Source organism: Sphingopyxis sp. LK2115, assembly GCF_014595975.1.
GTDB lineage: Bacteria > Pseudomonadota > Alphaproteobacteria > Sphingomonadales > Sphingomonadaceae > Sphingopyxis.
This window is the reverse complement of sequence record NZ_JABWGQ010000027.1, coordinates 30125-47266: the sequence shown is the minus strand read 5'-3', so window position 1 is coordinate 47266 and position 17142 is coordinate 30125. Positions and strand designations below refer to the sequence as shown.

Sequence of the window (17142 nt, the reverse complement as noted above, 5' to 3'; positions counted from 1 at the left end):
GCCAACGGAACGCCGCCCTGGTTGCTATCATCGATCAGGCCTCTCCCAGTTCTTTCGCCAACTCATCGAGCAAACCGCGCGTCCCAGCCTCGCGGCCGGCGACATCGCGGTCGTGATAGGCGCCCTGTTCGGTGAACAGGAGGCGCGTGCCGTCACCATCGTCGAAAAATTCGACCGTCGAAAGCGATGAGGACAAGGGTTTGCCGTCGACCGTCATCGCATAGGCAAAGATCAGCCGCTCCTGCGCAGCGACGTCGAGGAAGGTCGTATCGTTGGTAAGGACAACATCGGCGCCGGGCGGGCTGAAGCGGCTGGCCTCGACCGCGCCCGGTACGACTTCGGCGGGCGGGTCATAGGCATGAACCGTCCAGCCGTCGGATTCGACAAGCCAGCGACGCCGTGCCTCGGCACTGGTGAAAGCCGCGAAAACGCGCTCGCGCGGCGAACGATAGGCGCGTTCAACGGTAAAGCTGGCGTGATGGATCAGACTGTCAGTCATGGTCTTTCCTTTCATCGTCGGGGGATTCGCCCAGATAGTCGCCAAGCCGGTCGAGGCGGCGCTCCCAGGCCGTTTTCTGCTCGGCTACCCAGCGTTCGACCTGGCGGAGCGCGGTGGGGTTCAGAGACACGGTCCGTACCCGCCCGATCTTTTCGCTGCGCACCACCTCCGCGGCTTCAAGCACCGCGAGATGCTGCATCGCCGCCTGGAGCGACATCGGTAGCCGCCCGGCGAGCGCGCTGACCGAGGCCGGTCCCTTGGCAAGCTGTTCGACCATGACGCGCCGCGTCGGATCGGCGATGGCGTGCAGGATCGGGCCGAGTGCAGTTTGATAGTCAAGCATATGCTTTACTAAAAACGCAATAGGATAATAGTCAAGAGAATAATTGACTATTAAAAGTCGGACCTGCCCCAGCGAAAGCGCGGCGCAATCCGCCGCGCACCTCGATTACGATCAGGGAAGGATCGCCATAGCGATCAGGTTTCGGCGGTCAGTCTTGCCGCATCGCCCTCTTCTCGCGCCGCCTTTGCCGCGCGGCGGCGCTGGCGGAAGGTTTCGATCACGCTGTCGGCCTCGCGGCCGCCGCCGGGTTTGAAACGATGTTCCATGCCCGCGGTCAGATCCCCCTCGTCGATCTGCGCCGCCAGCCGCGTTTCGTCGAGCTGGCGAAACGCCGCTTCGACGTCTTCGATTTCGCGCGGGTCGACATCGAGTTCCTCCAGCGCCTTGATTCCGAGCGCGACCGAGCTTTCGAACACCTCGCGCACCGCAGCCGACACGCCCGCGCCGTCGATCGCGATCAGCTGGCGGCGATCAAACACGCGCGCCAGCACACGCGCCTGTGGAAAGGCCTCGACGATCGGGCGCATCGTCGCGGCGTCGAACGCGGCGTCGTCGATGCAATAGATGATGAGCCTTGCATCATCGGCGCCCGCGCGCCGCAGCAGATCGAGCCGCAACCCGTCGCCATAATAGACTTTGGTATCGAACCGCCCCGATCGTTCGATCTGGCTCGGCTTCTTGTCGATAAGCGTCACCGAACAATCGACCGCGTGCAGCATCTGCGCCACCGTCTGTCCGAACCGGCCATAACCGATCACCAGCGCCGAACCGCGCGGCGCATGTTCGGGACCGTCCATCGCGGGGCCGTCGCGGTCGGGTGCAAACTCCAGATTGCGCGCGAACAGCATCAGGAAGGGCGTCGAGATCATCGACAGCGTGACCACGGCGCTGAACAGGCTCGCCGCCTCGGGCGCGATGAGCAGCGCCTGCTGCGCCTGCGTGAACAGCAGAAAACCGAACTCGCCGCCCTGGCTCAGAAGCAACCCCAGGCCGAGCGCGGTGTTCCACGATTTGCCGAACGCGCGGACGATCAGGGTGAGCACCGCGACCTTGACCACGACCAGCGCGGCCGCGAGCCCGACGACGCGCAGCGGGTCGGCAAGCACTACATTGATGTCGAGCACCATCCCCACCGCAAGGAAAAAAAGACCGAGCAGGATCAGGCGGAAGGGTTCGACATCGGCCTCGATCTCGTGCCGATAGGGCGAGTCGGCGAGCATCACGCCCGCGACAAAGGCGCCGAGTGCGGTCGACAGGTGCAGGCTGTGCATCAGCGCCGCGCTCGCCAGCACCGCGAGCAGCCCGACCACCACGAACAATTCGCGCTCGCCATAGCGGCCGATGAGCCTGAGCAGCGGATTGAGGATGAACCGCCCCGCGAGCACCAGCCCGATGATCGCGCCGACCGTATAGAGCGCAAGCATCGCGCCCGGCGGTGCCGACGGATCGGCAGGCGCGCGCGACAGCGCGGCAACGATGGTAATCATCGGCACGATCGCCAGATCCTGAAACAACAGGATCGAAAAGGCTTTCTCGCCAAAGGGCGAATTGATGCGACCCGAACTTTTGAGGCCGGGGAGCACCTGCGCGGTCGACGAAAGCGCCAGCGGCAGGCCCAGCGCGATCGCTGCGGCGGGGCTGAACCCGAGGACGAGGTAGATGAGGCCGGTGAGCACCAGCCCGGTAACCACCACCTGCGTCATGCCGAGTCCAAAGATCGCGCGGCGAAGCTGCCACAGCCGCCGCGGATGCAGTTCAAGCCCGACGAGGAAGAGGAGGAAGGCAATGCCGAGTTCGGCGATCGCCAGTTTCGATTCGCCGCCGCCCACCAGTGCCAGCCCGTGCGGTCCGACGATCGCCCCGGCGATCAGATAGCCGAGCACGGCGCCAAGGCCGAGTCGGCGAAAGATCAGCACGAACAGCGTCGCGACACCCAGCAGGATCGCGCCTTCAAGCAGCGCGGTATCGGTGGCGGCTTCGGCGGCTTTTTCTGCCGCTTCGGAGGCCGCGGCCGACAGCGCAAGCAAAGTCATGCCGCAGCGACCCGTTCATCGAGCGCGGCGATCGCGGCGTCAAAGGGCAGCAGAATCGCACCATGGCGCGCCGGATAGTCGCGCGCGGGGGCCAGCAGGTCGAACCCCGGCCAATCGGGTTGCGCGCCGGTGCCCGCAAACCAGCCCGCGATGCCGTCGCGCGCGCGGCGCAGGTCGGCGAGGCCGCGGCCGGGCGCATGGCGCGCGAGCAGCGCCGCCGATGCCTGCCCCAGCGCGCACGCCTCGACATGCAGCCCGACGCGCGTCACCCGCCCGCCCCCGTCGGTATCGAGATCAAGGATGATCGCGCTGCCGCACAGCGGTGCACGCTTGCTCGCCCGGTATCGCGCGTCGGGGTTGGGCAGATAGTCGGCGGTGGCGATCGCCAGCGCCAATATGTCGCGGTTATAAAGCGCGGCGCTCATGGCGCGTCCGCCTTCGCTTCGGCATCGCGCGCCTCGGCGCGGCGTTCGGCGATCACCTTGCTCATCGCCGCGCCACTCGCGCTGAGCGCGGGGTAGGTGCGGCTGGCCGTCATCCATTCGGGGCGCGGTGCGGTGCCATAGCCGATGTCGTAAAGCATCGTCAGCAGCATGAAGCCGATGGTGGCGATCAATAACCCCTTGATCGCGCCGAACCCGGCCCCCAGCCCGCGGTCGAACCCGCCGACGATCGAGGCGCGGCTGCGCCGCCCCATCGCGCGCGATCCCCATTTGGCCAGCGCAAAGATTCCGCCGAACAGCAGGACAAAGGCGAGCACCGCCGCCGCGCCGCCGGTGCCGACCCAGCCGCTCGTCAAATCCGTCACCGGCGCGTGAAAAAAATACACCGCCGCGATCGCCAGCACCCACGCGAGCAGCGTCGTCACTTCCTGCACGAGACCGCGCATGAAACCGAGCACCGCGCTGCCGCCGACGAGCGTCAGCACGATCATATCCAGAGCCGTCAAACTTCCCATGCTCGCCGGGCTAGTCGCGCCCGAGCATCAGGTCAACGAGTTCGCCGAGCCGCGCAAAGCCGGTGACGCCGATGCCGTTCACGCGCTTCATTCCCTTTGGCCCCCATCCCGTTGAAAACCCAAGCTTTGCCGCTTCGCGAAGCCGCAGCGCATCGTGCGCGACAGGGCGCACTTCGCCCGACAGCGACAGCTCGCCGAACACGATTGCATCGGCGGGCACCGGCCGCTCGCTGAACGCCGAGATCAGCGCGGCGGCAACGGCGAGGTCCGCGGCGGGATCGGTGAGCCGGTATCCGCCCGCGATGTTGAGATAGACTTCGGCTGCTCCCATTTGCAGCCCGCAGCGCGCCTCCAGCACCGCGAGCACCATTGCGAGTCGCCCGCTGTCCCAACCGACCACCGCGCGCCGCGGGGTCGCCCCACTCGCCAGCCGCACGGTCAGCGCCTGCACCTCGACCAGCACCGGGCGCGTGCCTTCCAGTGCGGGGAACACCACCGATCCCGGCACGTCGCGGCTGCGGTCGGTCAGGAACAGGCTCGACGGATTCGATACCTCGCCCAGCCCTTCCTCGCCCATCGCGAACACGCCGATCTCGTCGGTGCCGCCGAAACGGTTCTTGACCGCGCGAAGGATGCGATACTGGTGGCTGCGCTCGCCCTCGAACGCGAGCACCGTGTCGACCATATGTTCGAGCACGCGCGGCCCCGCGATCGTCCCGTCCTTCGTCACATGGCCGACGAGCACGATCGCTGCGCCGCTGTCCTTGGCATGGCGGATCAGTTCCTGCGCGCTCGCGCGCACCTGGCTCACCGTCCCCGGTGCGCTGTCGATCAGGTCGCTGTGCATCGTCTGGATCGAATCGATCACGACGAAGTCGGCGGCCTGGCGGTCGAGCGTCGCGAGGATGTCGCGCACCGATGTCGCGCTGGCGAGCGCGACCGGCGCATCGCCCAGCCCCAGCCGCTGCGCGCGCAGCCGCACCTGCGCCGCGGCTTCCTCGCCGCTGATATAGACGACCGACCTGCCCGCCTTCGCGAGTTGCCCCGCCGCCTGCAACAGCAGCGTCGATTTGCCGATCCCCGGATCGCCGCCGATCAGCGTCGCCGACCCCGCAACGAACCCGCCGCCCAGCGCGCGGTCGAACTCGGCGATCCCGCACAGCATCCGTTCGGGCATCAAACTCGCGGCGTCGAGCGTTTCGAGCGTCAGCGGCCGTCCGCCTTTGCTCAGGTCGTGCTTCGCGGAAAAGGCGGTTGCGGGCGCCTCTTCGACCAGCGTGTTCCATTCACCGCAATCGCCGCACTGCCCCTGCCAGCGATAGGTGGCGGACCCGCAATTCTGGCAGATATATTGACGTTTCGCTTTGGCCATCACGCAGGCTTAATGGGAACAAAGAAAGAACTCCAGCGCTTTTCAAGCTTCGTCACCCCGGACTTGATCCGGGGTCCGTGCGGCAACGGCGGAATGGATGCCGGATCAACCCTGTCCTGCGCTTGCCGAAGGGTCCGGCATGACGAAACTGGGAGCGGAAGGTTCATATTTCGTGCGCGTTGCTCTAGGGCGATGGGCAACCCGAATCATCTGCCCACCAGAAAGCCCATCCCATGAAATTCTTTGTCGACACCGCCGAAATTGACGCCATTCAGGAGCTCGCCGCGACCGGCCTGCTCGACGGCGTCACCACCAACCCGTCGCTGATCGCCAAGTCGGGCCGCGACTTCAAGGAAGTGACCAGGGAAATCTGCGGCATCGTCGATGGCCCCGTTTCGGCCGAAGTCGTCGCGCTCGATCATGAAACGATGATGAAGGAGGCCGAAATCCTCCGCAAGATCGCCGACAATGTCTGCATCAAGGTGCCGCTGACGATCGACGGCCTCAAGACATGCAAGGCGCTGACCGGCGACGGCACGATGGTCAACGTGACGCTCTGTTTTTCGGCGGCGCAGGCGCTGCTCGCCGCCAAGGCTGGGGCGACGTTCGTCTCGCCCTTCGTCGGGCGCCATGACGACAATGGCTTCGACGGGATGCAACTGATCGGCGACATCAAACTGATCTACGACAATTATGATTTCAAGACCGAAATCCTGGTCGCGAGCGTCCGCCACGGCATCCACGTCCTTCAGGCCGCGCAGATCGGTGCCGACGTGATGACCGCGCCGCCCGCCGTCATCAAGGGGCTGTTCAAGCATGTCCTGACCGACAAGGGCATCGAGGGCTTCCTCGCCGATTGGGCGAAGACCGGGCAGTCGATCTGACCCGCGCCGAACATGGAATTGCGGCGTGTCCCCGCAAAGGCGGGGACCCATCGTCCGCCGGATCAAGCTTGCCCCTTTCGCAGATGGGCGCCCGCCTTCGCGGGAGCGCGCCGCATTGTCATTCTCCACCCTTTACAGTTGACGTAAACGTCAACCGCCCGCGATAATCGCCCGAAAGGGAGAGATTCGCGATGACCGACACCACCATCCTCACCGAACGTCACGGTCACATATTGATCGTGACGATCAATCGCCCCGAAGCGCGCAACGCGGTCAACGCCGCGGTTCATGTCGGCATAGGTACGGCGCTGGAAAAGGCCGAAGCCGACCCCGAAATCCGCGTGGTCGTCATTACCGGCGCGGGCGACAAGGCTTTTTGCGCGGGAGCGGATCTGGTCGCCCTGTCGCGCGGCGAAAGCCTTTATCCCGACGATGCGGCGCAGCAGGCGTGGGGCTTTGCGGGCATGGTGGCGCACCCCATCTCGAAACCGATTATCGCCGCGGTCAATGGCATTGCCTTTGGCGGCGGGTGCGAGATCGCGCTGATGAGCGACATCATCATTGCCGCAACCCACGCGCAATTCGGCCTGCCCGAGGTCAAGGTCGGGCTGTTCGCGGCGGCGGGCGGCGCCTTTCGCCTCGCGCAGCAGCTGCCAAAGAAGCTCGCGATGGAACATATGCTCACCGGCGACCCGATCCCCGCCGCGCGCGCCGCCGAGTTCGGGCTGGTCAACCACGTCGTGCCGCTCGGCGAGCTGATGCCCACCGCGCTCGCGCTCGCCGAAAAGATCGCGGGCAACGCGCCTTTGTCAGTGCAGGCGTCGAAGCGCGTGGCGCTTGGCATCCAGAACGGGCGGATCGCGGCGGACGCACCCTATTGGGAACATAACAGGCTGGAACGCAGCGCGCTGATGCAGAGCGAGGATGCGCGCGAAGGCCCGCGCGCCTTTGCAGAGAAACGCAAGCCCGAATGGAAAGCGCGCTAGTGATGACGATGACCGACCCGGAACGCATCCCCGTTATCATCGGGGTCGGCCAGGTGAACGATCGGCCCACCGACCCCGACGACGGGCTGGATTCGCTTGGCCTGATGGTTGCAGCGCTGAAACTGGCCGCCGAGGACGGTGGCATCCCGCTTGCCGACATCGACAGCCTCGCGATCGTCGACCAGATCAGCTTTCACCATCTCGGCAAGCTCTGCGAGCCGCTCGCCGCCGCAATCGGCGCCACGCCGGCGATCAATTACCAGTCCGCCGCGCCGCACGGCGACACGCCCGTCCGCCTGCTGAACGAGGCCGCCAACCGCATCGGCGCAGGCGAGGTCAAGCTCGCGGCCATCGTCGGCGGCGAGGCGCTGCGCACCGCCGCCGGGCGCGCCGCCAAGGCCGCCAGCGGCGAGGACAAAAGCTATAACGCGGTGCGTCAGGTCGCGACGCGGCGCGAGCCCAACTATGCCCAGAAACATGGCCTTGCCGCACCGGTCGATGTCTATCCGCTCTACGAAAACGCGACCCGCGCCGCGTGGGGACAAAGCCTTGCCGAGGCGCAGTTCGAGAGCGCCGAAATCTGGTCGCATTTTTCCAGGGTCGCCGCCGCGAACGACGGCGCATGGATTCGCAAACCCGCTTCGCCCGACGACATTCTGGACGTCAATGAACGCAATCGCCCGATCGCCTTCCCTTACTCAAAACTGATGGTCGCGAACTCTTCGGTAAATCAGGGCGCAGCCTTTATCGTCGCCAGCCTTGCCGAAGCACGGCGGCGCGGCATCGCCGACAGCCGCCTCATCCATGTCGGCATGGGCGCCGCGGCGAAAGAGCCGCCCGGCATCCTCGCGCGCGACCGCTACGATCACAGCGTCAGCATGGAAACGTCGATCACGCGCACGCTGGCGCTCAATGGCATGACCGTCGACGATTTCGACTGCGTCGAACTCTACAGCTGCTTTCCCTGCGTGCCCAAGATGGCGCGACGCATCCTCGGCTGGCCATGCGATCGCCCCGCCACGGTATTCGGCGGGCTGACCTTCGGCGGCGGGCCGATCGCCAATTATATGAGTCATGCCATCGTTTCGATGGTTCAGAAGCTGCGGAGCGGGGGCCGCCATGGCTTCCTTTTCGCCAACGGCGGCTTCGCGACCGACAATCATTGCATTGTGCTGGGAAAGGAACCGATCGCTGCCGCCCGCTTCCCGCAGGATTTCGACTATCAGGCCGAAGCCGAGGCGAAGCGCGGACCGGTGCCCGAACTGATCGAGGATTATGCCGGGCCGGCGACGATCGAGAGCTATACGGTGTTTTATGGCCGCGACGGCGCGCCGCGGGCCGGCGTCGTCGTGGCGCGCACGCCCGAAGGCAAGCGCACGCTCGCGCATGTCGATGTGGCCGATGCGGCAATGCTGGCGTTCTTGACCGATGGGTCGCGGGAGCCGGTGGGGACCGACGGGCAGGTGGTGCAGCTTGAAGATGGGTGCGGCTGGCGGACGGCCTGACGCCCCCCTCTTTTTCCCGTTCGCTCGATGCGAACGGGAACGGGCGGCGGGCTCGCCGGCCTAAATATCGAACGACACCCCCTGCGCCAGCGGCAACATGTCCGAATAATTTACCGTATTCGTCGCGCGCCGCATATATTGTCGCCACGAATCCGACCCGCTTTCGCGCCCGCCGCCAGTCTCCTTCTCGCCGCCGAACGCCCCGCCGATCTCGGCGCCGCTGGTGCCCAGATTGACGTTGGCGATGCCGCAATCGCTTGCAGCAAGGAAGCGTTCGGCCTCGCGCATGTCGGTGGTGAAGATCGCCGACGACAGCCCCGCGGCGACATCATTGTGCAGCCGGATCGCGGCGTCGAGATCGTCGTAGCGCATCACATAAAGAATCGGCGCGAAGGTTTCTTCGAGCACCGGCCCGACCTGTCCCGGCATCTCGACAAGCGCGGGGCGGACATAATAGCTCGTTCCCCCGCCGACCCGTTCGCCGCCCTCGACGACCCCGCCTGCCGCGCGGGCAGCCGCCAGCGCGGACTGCATCGACTCAAAGGCTGCGCGGTCGATCAGCGGCCCGACGAGCACCTCGCGCGTCAACGGATTGCCGACCGCGACGCTGGCATAGGTGGCCTTCAGCCGTGCGACAAAGCCAGCATAAATGCTGTCATGGACGAACAGGCGCCGCGTCGTCGTGCAACGCTGCCCCGCTGTTCCCATCGCACCGAACGCCACACCGCGCAGAGCAAGGTCGAGGTCGGCCGAGGGCGCGACGATCACGCCGTTGTTGCCGCCGAGTTCGAGGATCGCGCGCGCGAAACGCTGCGCGAGGCGCGGCGCGACCGCGCGGCCCATGCGCGTCGATCCGGTCGCCGAGACCAGCGCCACGCGCGCGTCGTCGACCAGCGCCTCGCCCGCCTCTCGCCCACCGATCAGCAGTTGCGACAACCCTTCCGGCGCATCGCCGAAACGCGCCGCCGCGCGCAGGAAAACAGCCTGTGTCGCAAGCGCCGTCAGCGGCGTCTTTTCCGACGGTTTCCAAACAACGCTGTTGCCGCATACAAGCGCCAGCGCGGCGTTCCATGCCCATACCGCGACCGGGAAATTGAACGCCGAAATCACGCCGACGACGCCCAGCGGATGCCAAACCTCCATCATCCGGTGCCCCGGCCGCTCGGTCGCGATCGTCAGGCCGTATAATTGTCGCGACAGCCCGACGGCAAAGTCGCAGATGTCGATCATCTCCTGCACCTCGCCCGCGCCTTCGGAGCGGATCTTGCCCGCCTCGATCGTCACCAGCCTGGCCAGCTCATCCTTCGCGGCGCGCAGCTCCTCGCCGAACAGTCGCACGAGTTCACCGCGCCGCGGCGCAGGGACATGGCGCCACGCGCGAAAGGCCGCAGTCGCCTTGTCCAGAGTCGCGTCGATCGCCGCCGCGTCGGCGACCCGCACCATGCCGAGCTGTTCACCGGTCAGCGGAGTCACCGCGGGCATCGACCCGTCGGTCCACGCGCGCCGGTCGACGCCCAGCGCATCGAGCAGCGCCGCGACCTGCTGGCCCATCTCTGTCATCATCTGTCCCTTCGTCGGGGCGTTCGCGCCCTTGCAGTTTATGGATCGCGGGTTATCGCAGCCGGCGACCGAGTCAAATCGAAAGCGGGAGAAGCAGACGTGTCCGAACTACCCCCCTCCGAACCTCTCGTCCCCGTCCCCGCCGACGCCGCCGCGAACACCCATTGCACCGCCGCCGATTATGACCGGCTCTACCGGCAGAGCGTCGAGGATCCCGATCGTTTCTGGGCCGAACAGGCGAAGCGCATCGACTGGATTACCCCGCCGACCCGAATCGCGAACTGGTCCTACGATCCTGTCGAAATCAAATGGTTTGAAGACGGCGTCCTCAACCTCTGCCACAACGCCGTCGACCGCCATGTCGCCGCGGGACACGGCGAGAGCACCGCGATCATCTTCGAACCCGACGCCCCCGACGGCGAGACGCGGCATATCAGCTATGCCGCACTGCTCGCCGACGTCGTGCGTTTTGCGAACACGCTCAAGAAGATGGGCGTGCAGAAGGGCGACCGCGTCACCATCTATATGCCGATGGTCCCCGAAGGCGCGGTGGCGATGCTCGCCTGCGCGCGCATCGGCGCGGTGCACAGCGTCGTCTTCGGGGGTTTTTCGCCGGAAGCGATCCTGGGCCGAATCGAGGATTGCGGCAGCGACTGGGTGATTTGCGCCGACGAAGGGTTGCGCGGCGGCAAGACGATCCCGTTGAAGGCCAATGTCGACAAGGCGCTCGAGCGAGTCGAGGTAAAGGGCGTGCTCGTCATCGCGCACACCGGCGGCGATGTCGCAATGCAGGAAGGCCGCGACCATTGGTACGATGCGCTGTCGGCCGATGTCGACGCCGACTGCCCGTGCGAGCCAATGGGCGCCGAAGATCCGCTGTTCATCCTCTACACCTCAGGCTCGACGGGCAAGCCCAAGGGCGTGCTGCACACCGTCGGCGGCTATAGTGTGTGGACCGCCTCCACCTTCTGGTACGGGTTCGACTATCGGCCGGGCGAAATCTTCTGGTGCACCGCCGACATCGGCTGGGTCACGGGGCACAGCTATGTCGTTTACGGCCCGCTCCAGAATGGCGCGACGACCTTGATGTTCGAGGGCGTGCCGAACTATCCCGACCACGACCGCTTCTGGCAGGTCGTCGACAAGCATCGGGTGAACATCCTCTACACCGCGCCGACCGCGATCCGCGCGCTGATGCGCGAAGGCGACGATTATGTGGCACGGCATGACCTTTCGACGCTTCGCCTGCTCGGCAGCGTCGGCGAACCGATCAACCCGGAAGCATGGCGCTGGTATCATCAGGTCGTTGGCAAGGGCCGCGTGCCGGTGATCGACACCTGGTGGCAGACCGAAACCGGCGGGATCATGATCACCACCCTGCCCGGCGCGCACGCGATGCAACCGGGGAGCGCGGGCAAGCCTTTCTTTGGTATCCGTCCCGAACTCGTCGATGCCGACGGCAAGACCCTGGTGTGCGAACAGACCGGCGGCGCGGCCGAGGGCAACCTGTGCATCACGCACAGCTGGCCGGGGCAGGCGCGGACGATCTACGGCGATCACGCCCGCTTCGCCGACACTTATTTTTCGACCTATAAGGGCAAATATTTCACCGGCGATGGCTGTCGCCGTGATGCCGACGGTTATTGGCGGATCACCGGGCGCGTCGACGATGTCATCAACGTGTCGGGGCACCGCATGGGCACCGCCGAGATCGAAAGCGCGCTGGTGCTGCACGAGGATGTCGCGGAAGCGGCAGTCGTCGGCTTCCCGCACGACATCAAGGGCCAGGGCATCTACGCCTATGTCACCCTGAACGCCGGGGTCGAACCCACCGACGCCATCGTCGCCGCACTGAAACAACAGGTCCGCAAGGAAATCGGCCCGATCGCGACCCCCGACCATATCCACCTGACCCCCGCGCTGCCCAAGACGCGGAGCGGCAAGATCATGCGCCGCATTTTGCGCAAGATCGCCGAGAATGACTTTGCTTCGCTGGGCGATACATCGACGCTCGCCGATCCAAGCCTGGTCGACGGGCTGATCGAGGGGCGACGCAATCGGTGATCCTCTCTCCTCCCCCAAGCGGGAAGGGGACTCAGAACCGAAAGTCCGGCAATTCCGCCAGCGCGATCCCCAGCGCTTCGGCCCAGCCTTCCGACACACGGCGGAAATAGGGGTCGTCGCGTTCGAACCGGCGCTCGCGCACGGAGGTGAAGTCGTCGCGCTCGTGGACCTTGAGGTCGATCGGCAAATCGACCCCCGCATTCGCGCGGATCGTCGAATCGAACGAGACGCAGAGCAATTTCACCGCATCCTCGAACGACATCGCGGGATCGTACGACCTGACGATGATCGGGCGGCCATATTTGGTCTCGCCGATCTGGAAAAAGGGATTGTCCTCGCCCGCCTCGATAAAATTGCCCTCAGGATAAATGAGGAACAGCCGCGGTTCGGAACCCTTGATCTGGCCGCCGACGATCAGCGAGGCGCGAAACAATGACTCCGCTGCGGGGCCCTCCTCGCTGTGGCGCATCACGACGCTGCGCAACGTTTCGCCAACGATCGTCGCGACCTGGAACATCGACGGCGCCTCAAGGATCGAGGGATGCCGGTCCTCGGGTGCCTTGGTGCGCTCGTCGAGCAGGCTGACGACCGCCTGCGTCGTCGCAAGATTGCCCGCCGACATCAAGGTGATGACGCGCTCGCCCGGCACATGCCAGCTGCGCATCTTGCGCACCTGAGAGATATCGTCGACGCCGGCGTTGGTGCGGGTGTCCGACATGAACACCAGCCCCTTGTTCAGCCGCATTCCCACGCAATAGGTCATTTCGTCCCGTAATCCCCGCCCCGGTCGTCCTGAATCGTCCCCGCCCGCTTATTGCTGGACCTGCAACTGGACAACCAGATTTTCCTGCCCCGCGCCATAGCGCATCCCGCGCACCGGCGCGGCATCCCGATAGTCGAGCCCCGTCGCGACGCGGATATAGCGTCGGTCGGGCGAGTGTCCGTTGCTGACGTCGAAACCGATCCAGCCGATATGGTCGAAATGCGCCTCCGCCCAGCCATGGGTCGCATCCTGGTGCGTGCGGTCGTCCATCATCAGATAGCCCGATACATAGCGCGCCGGATGCCCCAGATGACGCATCGCGGCGATGAAGATATGGGCATGATCCTGGCACACTCCGCCCTCGCCGCCCAGCGCCTGTTCGGCGCTCGTTTCGGGGTCGGTGACGCCGATGCGATAGGGCAGCTTGTCCAGGATAAGCGCCGACAGCGCATGCGCGCGTTCGATGTCATTGGCATGATCGCGGCCGAGTTCGGCGGTCAGCGACCGCACGCCGCGGCCCGCGCGCGTCAGCGGTGTCGGACGCAGGAAGGTCCAAAGCGGCATCGGTCCCCGGTGCGGTCCGATCACCCCGTCCCAGGTGATGAGTTCGACCTCGCCGGTGCAGCGAATGACAAGCTCGCGCGCACCGCCATCGACCGCCACGAGGTCGACGCCATTGCCATGATGGTCGGTGTAGTGAAGCTGCTGTGCGCCGCCCTCGATTTCGATCCGCCAGTCGTGGATCAATTGCTGCCCCGGCCGCTCCTTCGGCGTCAGCTTGATCTGCTGGAGCGCATAGCGAACCGGACTGTCATATTGATAATGGGTGATATGTTCGACGCGCAGCCGCATCTTCACTCCACAAAGCGGTAATCGCGCTCGATCTGCCGCGCGAGCGCGGCGTTGGCGCGAAGGAAGTCGGTGATGAACTCGTGCAGCCCGCCGTCGAAAATCGACGCGATCGGGCGCGAAAGCCGGTCGTGGCAGAGGGACGCGCCCATCCGCACCGCCTCGGTTTCTTCCCCATAGGCGCGCGCCAGCCAGCCGAGATTGTCGTTCATCTTGTCGCAGCAAAAGGCCAGGCTGCGCGGCATCTGTTTGTAGAGGATCAGGAACTCGGCGATCTTGAGCGCGCTGATTTCGGTGCCGTACAGCCAGTGATAGGCGCGGTGCGCCGACACCGACCGCAGGATCGTCTCCCACTGCACATTGTCGATCGAGGTGCCGATATGCGCGACTGACGGCAGCAGGAGATAATATTTGACGTCGAGGATGCGCGCGGTGTTGTCGGCGCGTTCGAGGAAGGTGCCGAGGCGCGAGAAATTATAGCCATCGTTGCGCAGCATCGTGCCCGCGAAAGCCCCGCGCACCAGCCCGCTCTGCTGGCGGATCGCCGCAAGCACATCGGGCAGATCGTCCTCGCGCACCTGCCGCCTCAGCAGGCTGCCCAGCGTCATCCAGCTGGTATTCACCGCCTCCCACGCTTCGCGGGTCAGATAGGTGCGCGCGGTGCGGGCATTGTCGCGCGCTTGCTTGATCACCGACAGGATGCTCGACGGATTGGCGGGATCGCGCAGCATGAAATCGACGACGCGCTGCGAATGATAATCCTGATGCGCCTGCCGAAAGGCGTAATCCTGTCCCGCGGTCACCAGCACCGACCGCCATTCGTCGGCCGCGGTATTCGACCGCGTCAGCGCGATGCGAAAGCCTGCGTCGATCAGCCGCGCATTGTTTTCGCTGCGTTCCAGATAACGCGCCATCCAGTAAAGCGCCCCGGCGGTCTTTCCCAGCATTCTAAAGCCTCTCCCCTTCGGGGGAGGGGTCATAACCGTGCAGGATCGACACAGTCCCCATCAATCCTCCAGCACCCATGTATCCTTGGTCCCGCCGCCCTGGCTCGAATTGACCACCAGCGATCCCCTGGTCATTGCAACGCGCGTCAGCCCGCCCGGCGTTATGCGAATGCCCTGCGGCGACATCAGCACAAAGGGGCGCAGGTCGACGTGACGCGGCGCCAGCCCCGTCTTGGTAAAGATCGGCACGGTCGACAGCGACAGCGTCGGCTGCGCGATATAACCCCGCGGATTGGCTTCCAGCTTGGCGCGAAAGGCCGCAATCGCCTTTTTCGTCGCTGCGGGTCCGACCAGCATCCCGTATCCGCCCGACCCGTGCACTTCCTTGACCACCAGTTCGGGCAGGCGGTCGAGCACTTCGCGCAGATGTTCCGGTTCCGAACAGCGCCAGGTCGGCACATTGGGCAGCAACGCCTTTTCGCCCGTGTAAAATTCTATGATGTCGGGCATATAGCTGTACAGCGCCTTGTCGTCGGCGATGCCGGTGCCCGGCGCATTGGCGATGGTGATCCCCCCGGCGCGATAGACATCCCAGATACCGGGCACGCCGAGCAGCGAGTCGGGCCGGAAATTGAGCGGGTCGAGGAAGTCGTCGTCGACGCGGCGATACAGGACGTCGATCGGCGTATAGCCCTGCGTCGTGCGCATCGCCACCCGACCATCGACGACGCGCAAATCATGTCCCTCGACCAGCTCGGCGCCCATCTGGTCGGCAAGGAAACTATGCTCGAAATAGGCGCTGTTGTGGATGCCCGGCGTCAGCACCGCAACCGTCGGCGTGCCACCGCACGCGGGCGGCGCGCAAGCAGCAAGCGATTTCAAAAGGTTGAGCGGATAATCGCCGACCTCGCGAACCGAAATCCTCGCGAACAGTTCAGGAAACATCTGAAGCATCGTTTCGCGATTTTCCAGCATGTAGGAGACGCCCGACGGCGTGCGGGCATTATCCTCGAGCACATAAAATTCGTCGGCGCCGGTGCGCACGATGTCGATGCCGCTGATATGCGTATAAACGCCGCCCGGCGGGTCCATGCCCATCATCATCGGCAGGAAGGCCTCGTTGCGCTCGATGAGTTCGACGGGAAGGCGCCCGGCGCGCAAAATCTCCTGCCGGTGATAAATGTCGTGAAGGAAGGCGTTGAGCGCGCGCACGCGCTGCTCGATGCCGCGCGACAGCCGCCGCCATTCGCTCGCCGAGATGATCCGCGGGACGACGTCGAAGGGGATCAGCCGCTCGTCCGCCTCGTCCTGGCCATAGACGTTGAAGGTGATGCCCGTGGTGCGGAAAAACGCCTCGGCCTGCTGGGCCTTGCGCTGGATGCGCGCTGCGTCTTCGCGGTCGAACCAGTCCGCATAGTCGCGATAGGGCGCCCGGACCGCGCCATCCTGTCCCGTCATCTCGTCGAAAAAGGAAATGCGCCTGCCCTTTCCACGCAACATGAAGGTCGGTGCCGCACCCACGATACGGCCGTTGTTGTTCCAACTGCTGCGTCGCCCGCCGACTACATGGCCACCGGGCTTGTTCGGCGATGCTAGCACCGCCGTTCGCGAAGGCAAGAGGCCAAAAAAAGCGTTAGAAACCAAATAACAAACGGATCGCAGCGGCACCGACGAGCACGGCCGTCAACCGGCAGATGAGCGCCGCGGGTCCGCTTTTGACCGCAAGCTGGGTTCCGACCGCGCCACCGATCAACACCGCAGCCAGCAACGGCCAGTGGCTGGCGACCGCGCCGGCCATCGCGTCGCCCTGCCCCTTGATCAGCTGGCCGGTGAGCCCGAACAGGCTGTTGACCAGGATGAACAGGCTCGCGGTCGCCGCCACCGACCGTTCCTCGGCCCAGCGGATCAGGTGCAGGATCGGCGCGAGAAAAATCCCCCCGCCAATGCCGACCACGCCCGCAAGATAGCCGAGCGCCGCGGCGATTGACAGCAAGAGCGCGGGCCGCAGCAGCACGGGCTTGGCGGTTCGCGGCTGGATCAGCAGCGCCAGCGCCGACGCGAGCAGCGACAATCCCAGCAGCGTAACGAGCACGCCCTGCTTCACCGGGGTCAGCCCGCCCAGAAAGGCCAGCGGCGCGGCGACCGCGATCAGCGGCAGCGCCTTTGCCCACGGCATCACCCCAGCGCGCGCAAAGCGGATCGTCCCGCCGCTGACAACGATAATGTTGCACGCCAGGCTGATCGCCGGAACCAGCCCCACCGCCACGCCTCCGAGGAGCAGCAGCGCGGTGTAAGTCGAACCGCCGCCAAACCCGACCGCGGCATAGAGAAGCGCGGTCAGGCCGAAGAGCGCGGCAAGGCCGGTCATCAGGTCAGCGA

General features: G+C 65.4%; 16 protein-coding genes. 4 read left to right on the top strand and 12 right to left on the bottom strand.

Annotation, left to right across the window (positions count from 1 at the left end):
• Positions 1 to 34: 34 nt before the first annotated feature.
• The 6 genes from HUW43_RS04490 to radA all read right to left on the bottom strand — a co-directional run bounded on the left by HUW43_RS04490 (position 35) and on the right by radA (position 5205).
• A complete protein-coding gene (locus HUW43_RS04490) occupies positions 35 to 499 on the bottom strand; it encodes an SRPBCC family protein (protein ID WP_188236285.1) in 465 nt (154 codons plus the stop codon).
• Complete coding sequence (locus HUW43_RS04485; RefSeq protein WP_188236284.1) at positions 492 to 842, bottom strand: ArsR/SmtB family transcription factor; 351 nt, start codon at positions 840 to 842, stop codon at positions 492 to 494. Before HUW43_RS04485 ends, HUW43_RS04490 begins: the two co-directional genes overlap by 8 nt.
• Positions 843 to 976: 134 nt before the next feature.
• Positions 977 to 2875: a cation:proton antiporter gene (locus HUW43_RS04480; RefSeq protein ID WP_188236283.1), complete on the bottom strand. Its 1899-nt coding sequence runs from the start codon at positions 2873 to 2875 to the stop codon at positions 977 to 979.
• Positions 2872 to 3300, bottom strand: a complete 429-nt coding sequence (locus tag HUW43_RS04475; RefSeq protein WP_188236282.1) for an iron-sulfur cluster assembly scaffold protein — start codon at positions 3298 to 3300, stop codon at positions 2872 to 2874. Before HUW43_RS04475 ends, HUW43_RS04480 begins: the two co-directional genes overlap by 4 nt.
• The gene (locus HUW43_RS04470) at positions 3297 to 3833 is read right to left on the bottom strand and encodes a CvpA family protein (RefSeq protein WP_188236281.1); all 537 of its coding nucleotides are present in this window, start codon (positions 3831 to 3833) and stop codon (positions 3297 to 3299) included. The genes HUW43_RS04475 and HUW43_RS04470 overlap by 4 nt, the downstream gene beginning before the upstream one ends.
• 10 nt (positions 3834 to 3843) lie before the next feature.
• Entirely contained in the window at positions 3844 to 5205 is a 1362-nt protein-coding gene (radA, locus tag HUW43_RS04465; RefSeq protein ID WP_188236280.1) for a DNA repair protein RadA, read from the bottom strand.
• A 233-nt stretch (positions 5206 to 5438) separates the two neighbouring features.
• Here radA and fsa point away from each other — a divergent pair, with 233 nt between their 5' ends.
• The 3 genes from fsa (at position 5439) to HUW43_RS04450 (ending at position 8580) form a co-directional block, all read left to right on the top strand.
• Complete coding sequence (gene fsa, locus HUW43_RS04460; RefSeq protein ID WP_188236279.1) at positions 5439 to 6089, top strand: fructose-6-phosphate aldolase; 651 nt, start codon at positions 5439 to 5441, stop codon at positions 6087 to 6089.
• 191 nt (positions 6090 to 6280) lie between these two features.
• Positions 6281 to 7075, top strand: coding sequence for an enoyl-CoA hydratase-related protein (locus HUW43_RS04455; protein ID WP_188236278.1), 795 nt, complete (start codon positions 6281 to 6283; stop codon positions 7073 to 7075).
• A 2-nt stretch (positions 7076 to 7077) separates the two neighbouring features.
• On the top strand, positions 7078 to 8580 hold the full coding sequence (locus tag HUW43_RS04450; RefSeq protein ID WP_411157928.1) for an acetyl-CoA acetyltransferase: 1503 nt from the start codon (positions 7078 to 7080) through the stop codon (positions 8578 to 8580).
• Positions 8581 to 8640: 60 nt separating this feature from the next.
• Here the strand turns inward: HUW43_RS04450 and HUW43_RS04445 are convergent, their stop codons facing one another.
• Positions 8641 to 10143, bottom strand: a complete 1503-nt coding sequence (locus HUW43_RS04445; RefSeq protein ID WP_411157927.1) for an aldehyde dehydrogenase family protein — start codon at positions 10141 to 10143, stop codon at positions 8641 to 8643.
• 96 nt (positions 10144 to 10239) lie between these two features.
• On the opposite strand from HUW43_RS04445, the gene acs reads away from it, so the two are divergent.
• Positions 10240 to 12204 carry an acetate--CoA ligase gene (acs, locus tag HUW43_RS04440; protein WP_188236276.1) on the top strand — a complete coding sequence of 655 codons (1965 nt, stop codon included), beginning with the start codon at positions 10240 to 10242 and terminating at the stop codon, positions 12202 to 12204.
• A 31-nt stretch (positions 12205 to 12235) separates the two neighbouring features.
• Here acs and HUW43_RS04435 read toward each other — a convergent pair whose 3' ends face one another.
• The 5 genes from HUW43_RS04435 to HUW43_RS04415 form a co-directional block, all read right to left on the bottom strand.
• Entirely contained in the window at positions 12236 to 12967 is a 732-nt protein-coding gene (locus HUW43_RS04435) for a peptidase (protein WP_188236275.1), read from the bottom strand.
• A gap of 48 nt (positions 12968 to 13015) precedes the next feature.
• A complete protein-coding gene (locus tag HUW43_RS04430; protein WP_188236274.1) occupies positions 13016 to 13819 on the bottom strand; it encodes a transglutaminase domain-containing protein in 804 nt (267 codons plus the stop codon).
• Positions 13820 to 13821: 2 nt separating this feature from the next.
• Entirely contained in the window at positions 13822 to 14763 is a 942-nt protein-coding gene (locus HUW43_RS04425) for an alpha-E domain-containing protein (protein WP_188236273.1), read from the bottom strand.
• 60 nt (positions 14764 to 14823) lie between these two features.
• Positions 14824 to 16263 (bottom strand): circularly permuted type 2 ATP-grasp protein, encoded by a 1440-nt coding sequence (locus HUW43_RS04420; protein WP_411157926.1) that lies wholly within the window; start codon positions 16261 to 16263, stop codon positions 14824 to 14826.
• A gap of 133 nt (positions 16264 to 16396) precedes the next feature.
• Positions 16397 to 17131: a sulfite exporter TauE/SafE family protein gene (locus HUW43_RS04415; RefSeq protein ID WP_188236271.1), complete on the bottom strand. Its 735-nt coding sequence runs from the start codon at positions 17129 to 17131 to the stop codon at positions 16397 to 16399.
• Positions 17132 to 17142: the final 11 nt, after the last annotated feature.

Coding starts and splice junctions, on each gene's coding strand:
- HUW43_RS04415 (WP_188236271.1), bottom strand. CDS start 17,131: ATGACCGGCCTTGCCGCGCTCTTCGGCCTGACCGCGCTTCTCTATGCC.
- HUW43_RS04485 (WP_188236284.1), bottom strand. CDS start 842: ATGCTTGACTATCAAACTGCACTCGGCCCGATCCTGCACGCCATCGCC.
- HUW43_RS04475 (WP_188236282.1), bottom strand. CDS start 3,300: ATGAGCGCCGCGCTTTATAACCGCGACATATTGGCGCTGGCGATCGCC.
- HUW43_RS04435 (WP_188236275.1), bottom strand. CDS start 12,967: ATGACCTATTGCGTGGGAATGCGGCTGAACAAGGGGCTGGTGTTCATG.
- HUW43_RS04425 (WP_188236273.1), bottom strand. CDS start 14,763: ATGCTGGGAAAGACCGCCGGGGCGCTTTACTGGATGGCGCGTTATCTG.
- HUW43_RS04420 (WP_411157926.1), bottom strand. CDS start 16,263: ATGTTGCGTGGAAAGGGCAGGCGCATTTCCTTTTTCGACGAGATGACG.
- HUW43_RS04445 (WP_411157927.1), bottom strand. CDS start 10,143: ATGATGACAGAGATGGGCCAGCAGGTCGCGGCGCTGCTCGATGCGCTG.
- HUW43_RS04450 (WP_411157928.1), top strand. CDS start 7,078: ATGACGATGACCGACCCGGAACGCATCCCCGTTATCATCGGGGTCGGC.
- fsa (WP_188236279.1), top strand. CDS start 5,439: ATGAAATTCTTTGTCGACACCGCCGAAATTGACGCCATTCAGGAGCTC.
- HUW43_RS04430 (WP_188236274.1), bottom strand. CDS start 13,819: ATGCGGCTGCGCGTCGAACATATCACCCATTATCAATATGACAGTCCG.
- HUW43_RS04490 (WP_188236285.1), bottom strand. CDS start 499: ATGACTGACAGTCTGATCCATCACGCCAGCTTTACCGTTGAACGCGCC.
- HUW43_RS04480 (WP_188236283.1), bottom strand. CDS start 2,875: ATGACTTTGCTTGCGCTGTCGGCCGCGGCCTCCGAAGCGGCAGAAAAA.
- HUW43_RS04455 (WP_188236278.1), top strand. CDS start 6,281: ATGACCGACACCACCATCCTCACCGAACGTCACGGTCACATATTGATC.
- radA (WP_188236280.1), bottom strand. CDS start 5,205: ATGGCCAAAGCGAAACGTCAATATATCTGCCAGAATTGCGGGTCCGCC.
- HUW43_RS04470 (WP_188236281.1), bottom strand. CDS start 3,833: ATGGGAAGTTTGACGGCTCTGGATATGATCGTGCTGACGCTCGTCGGC.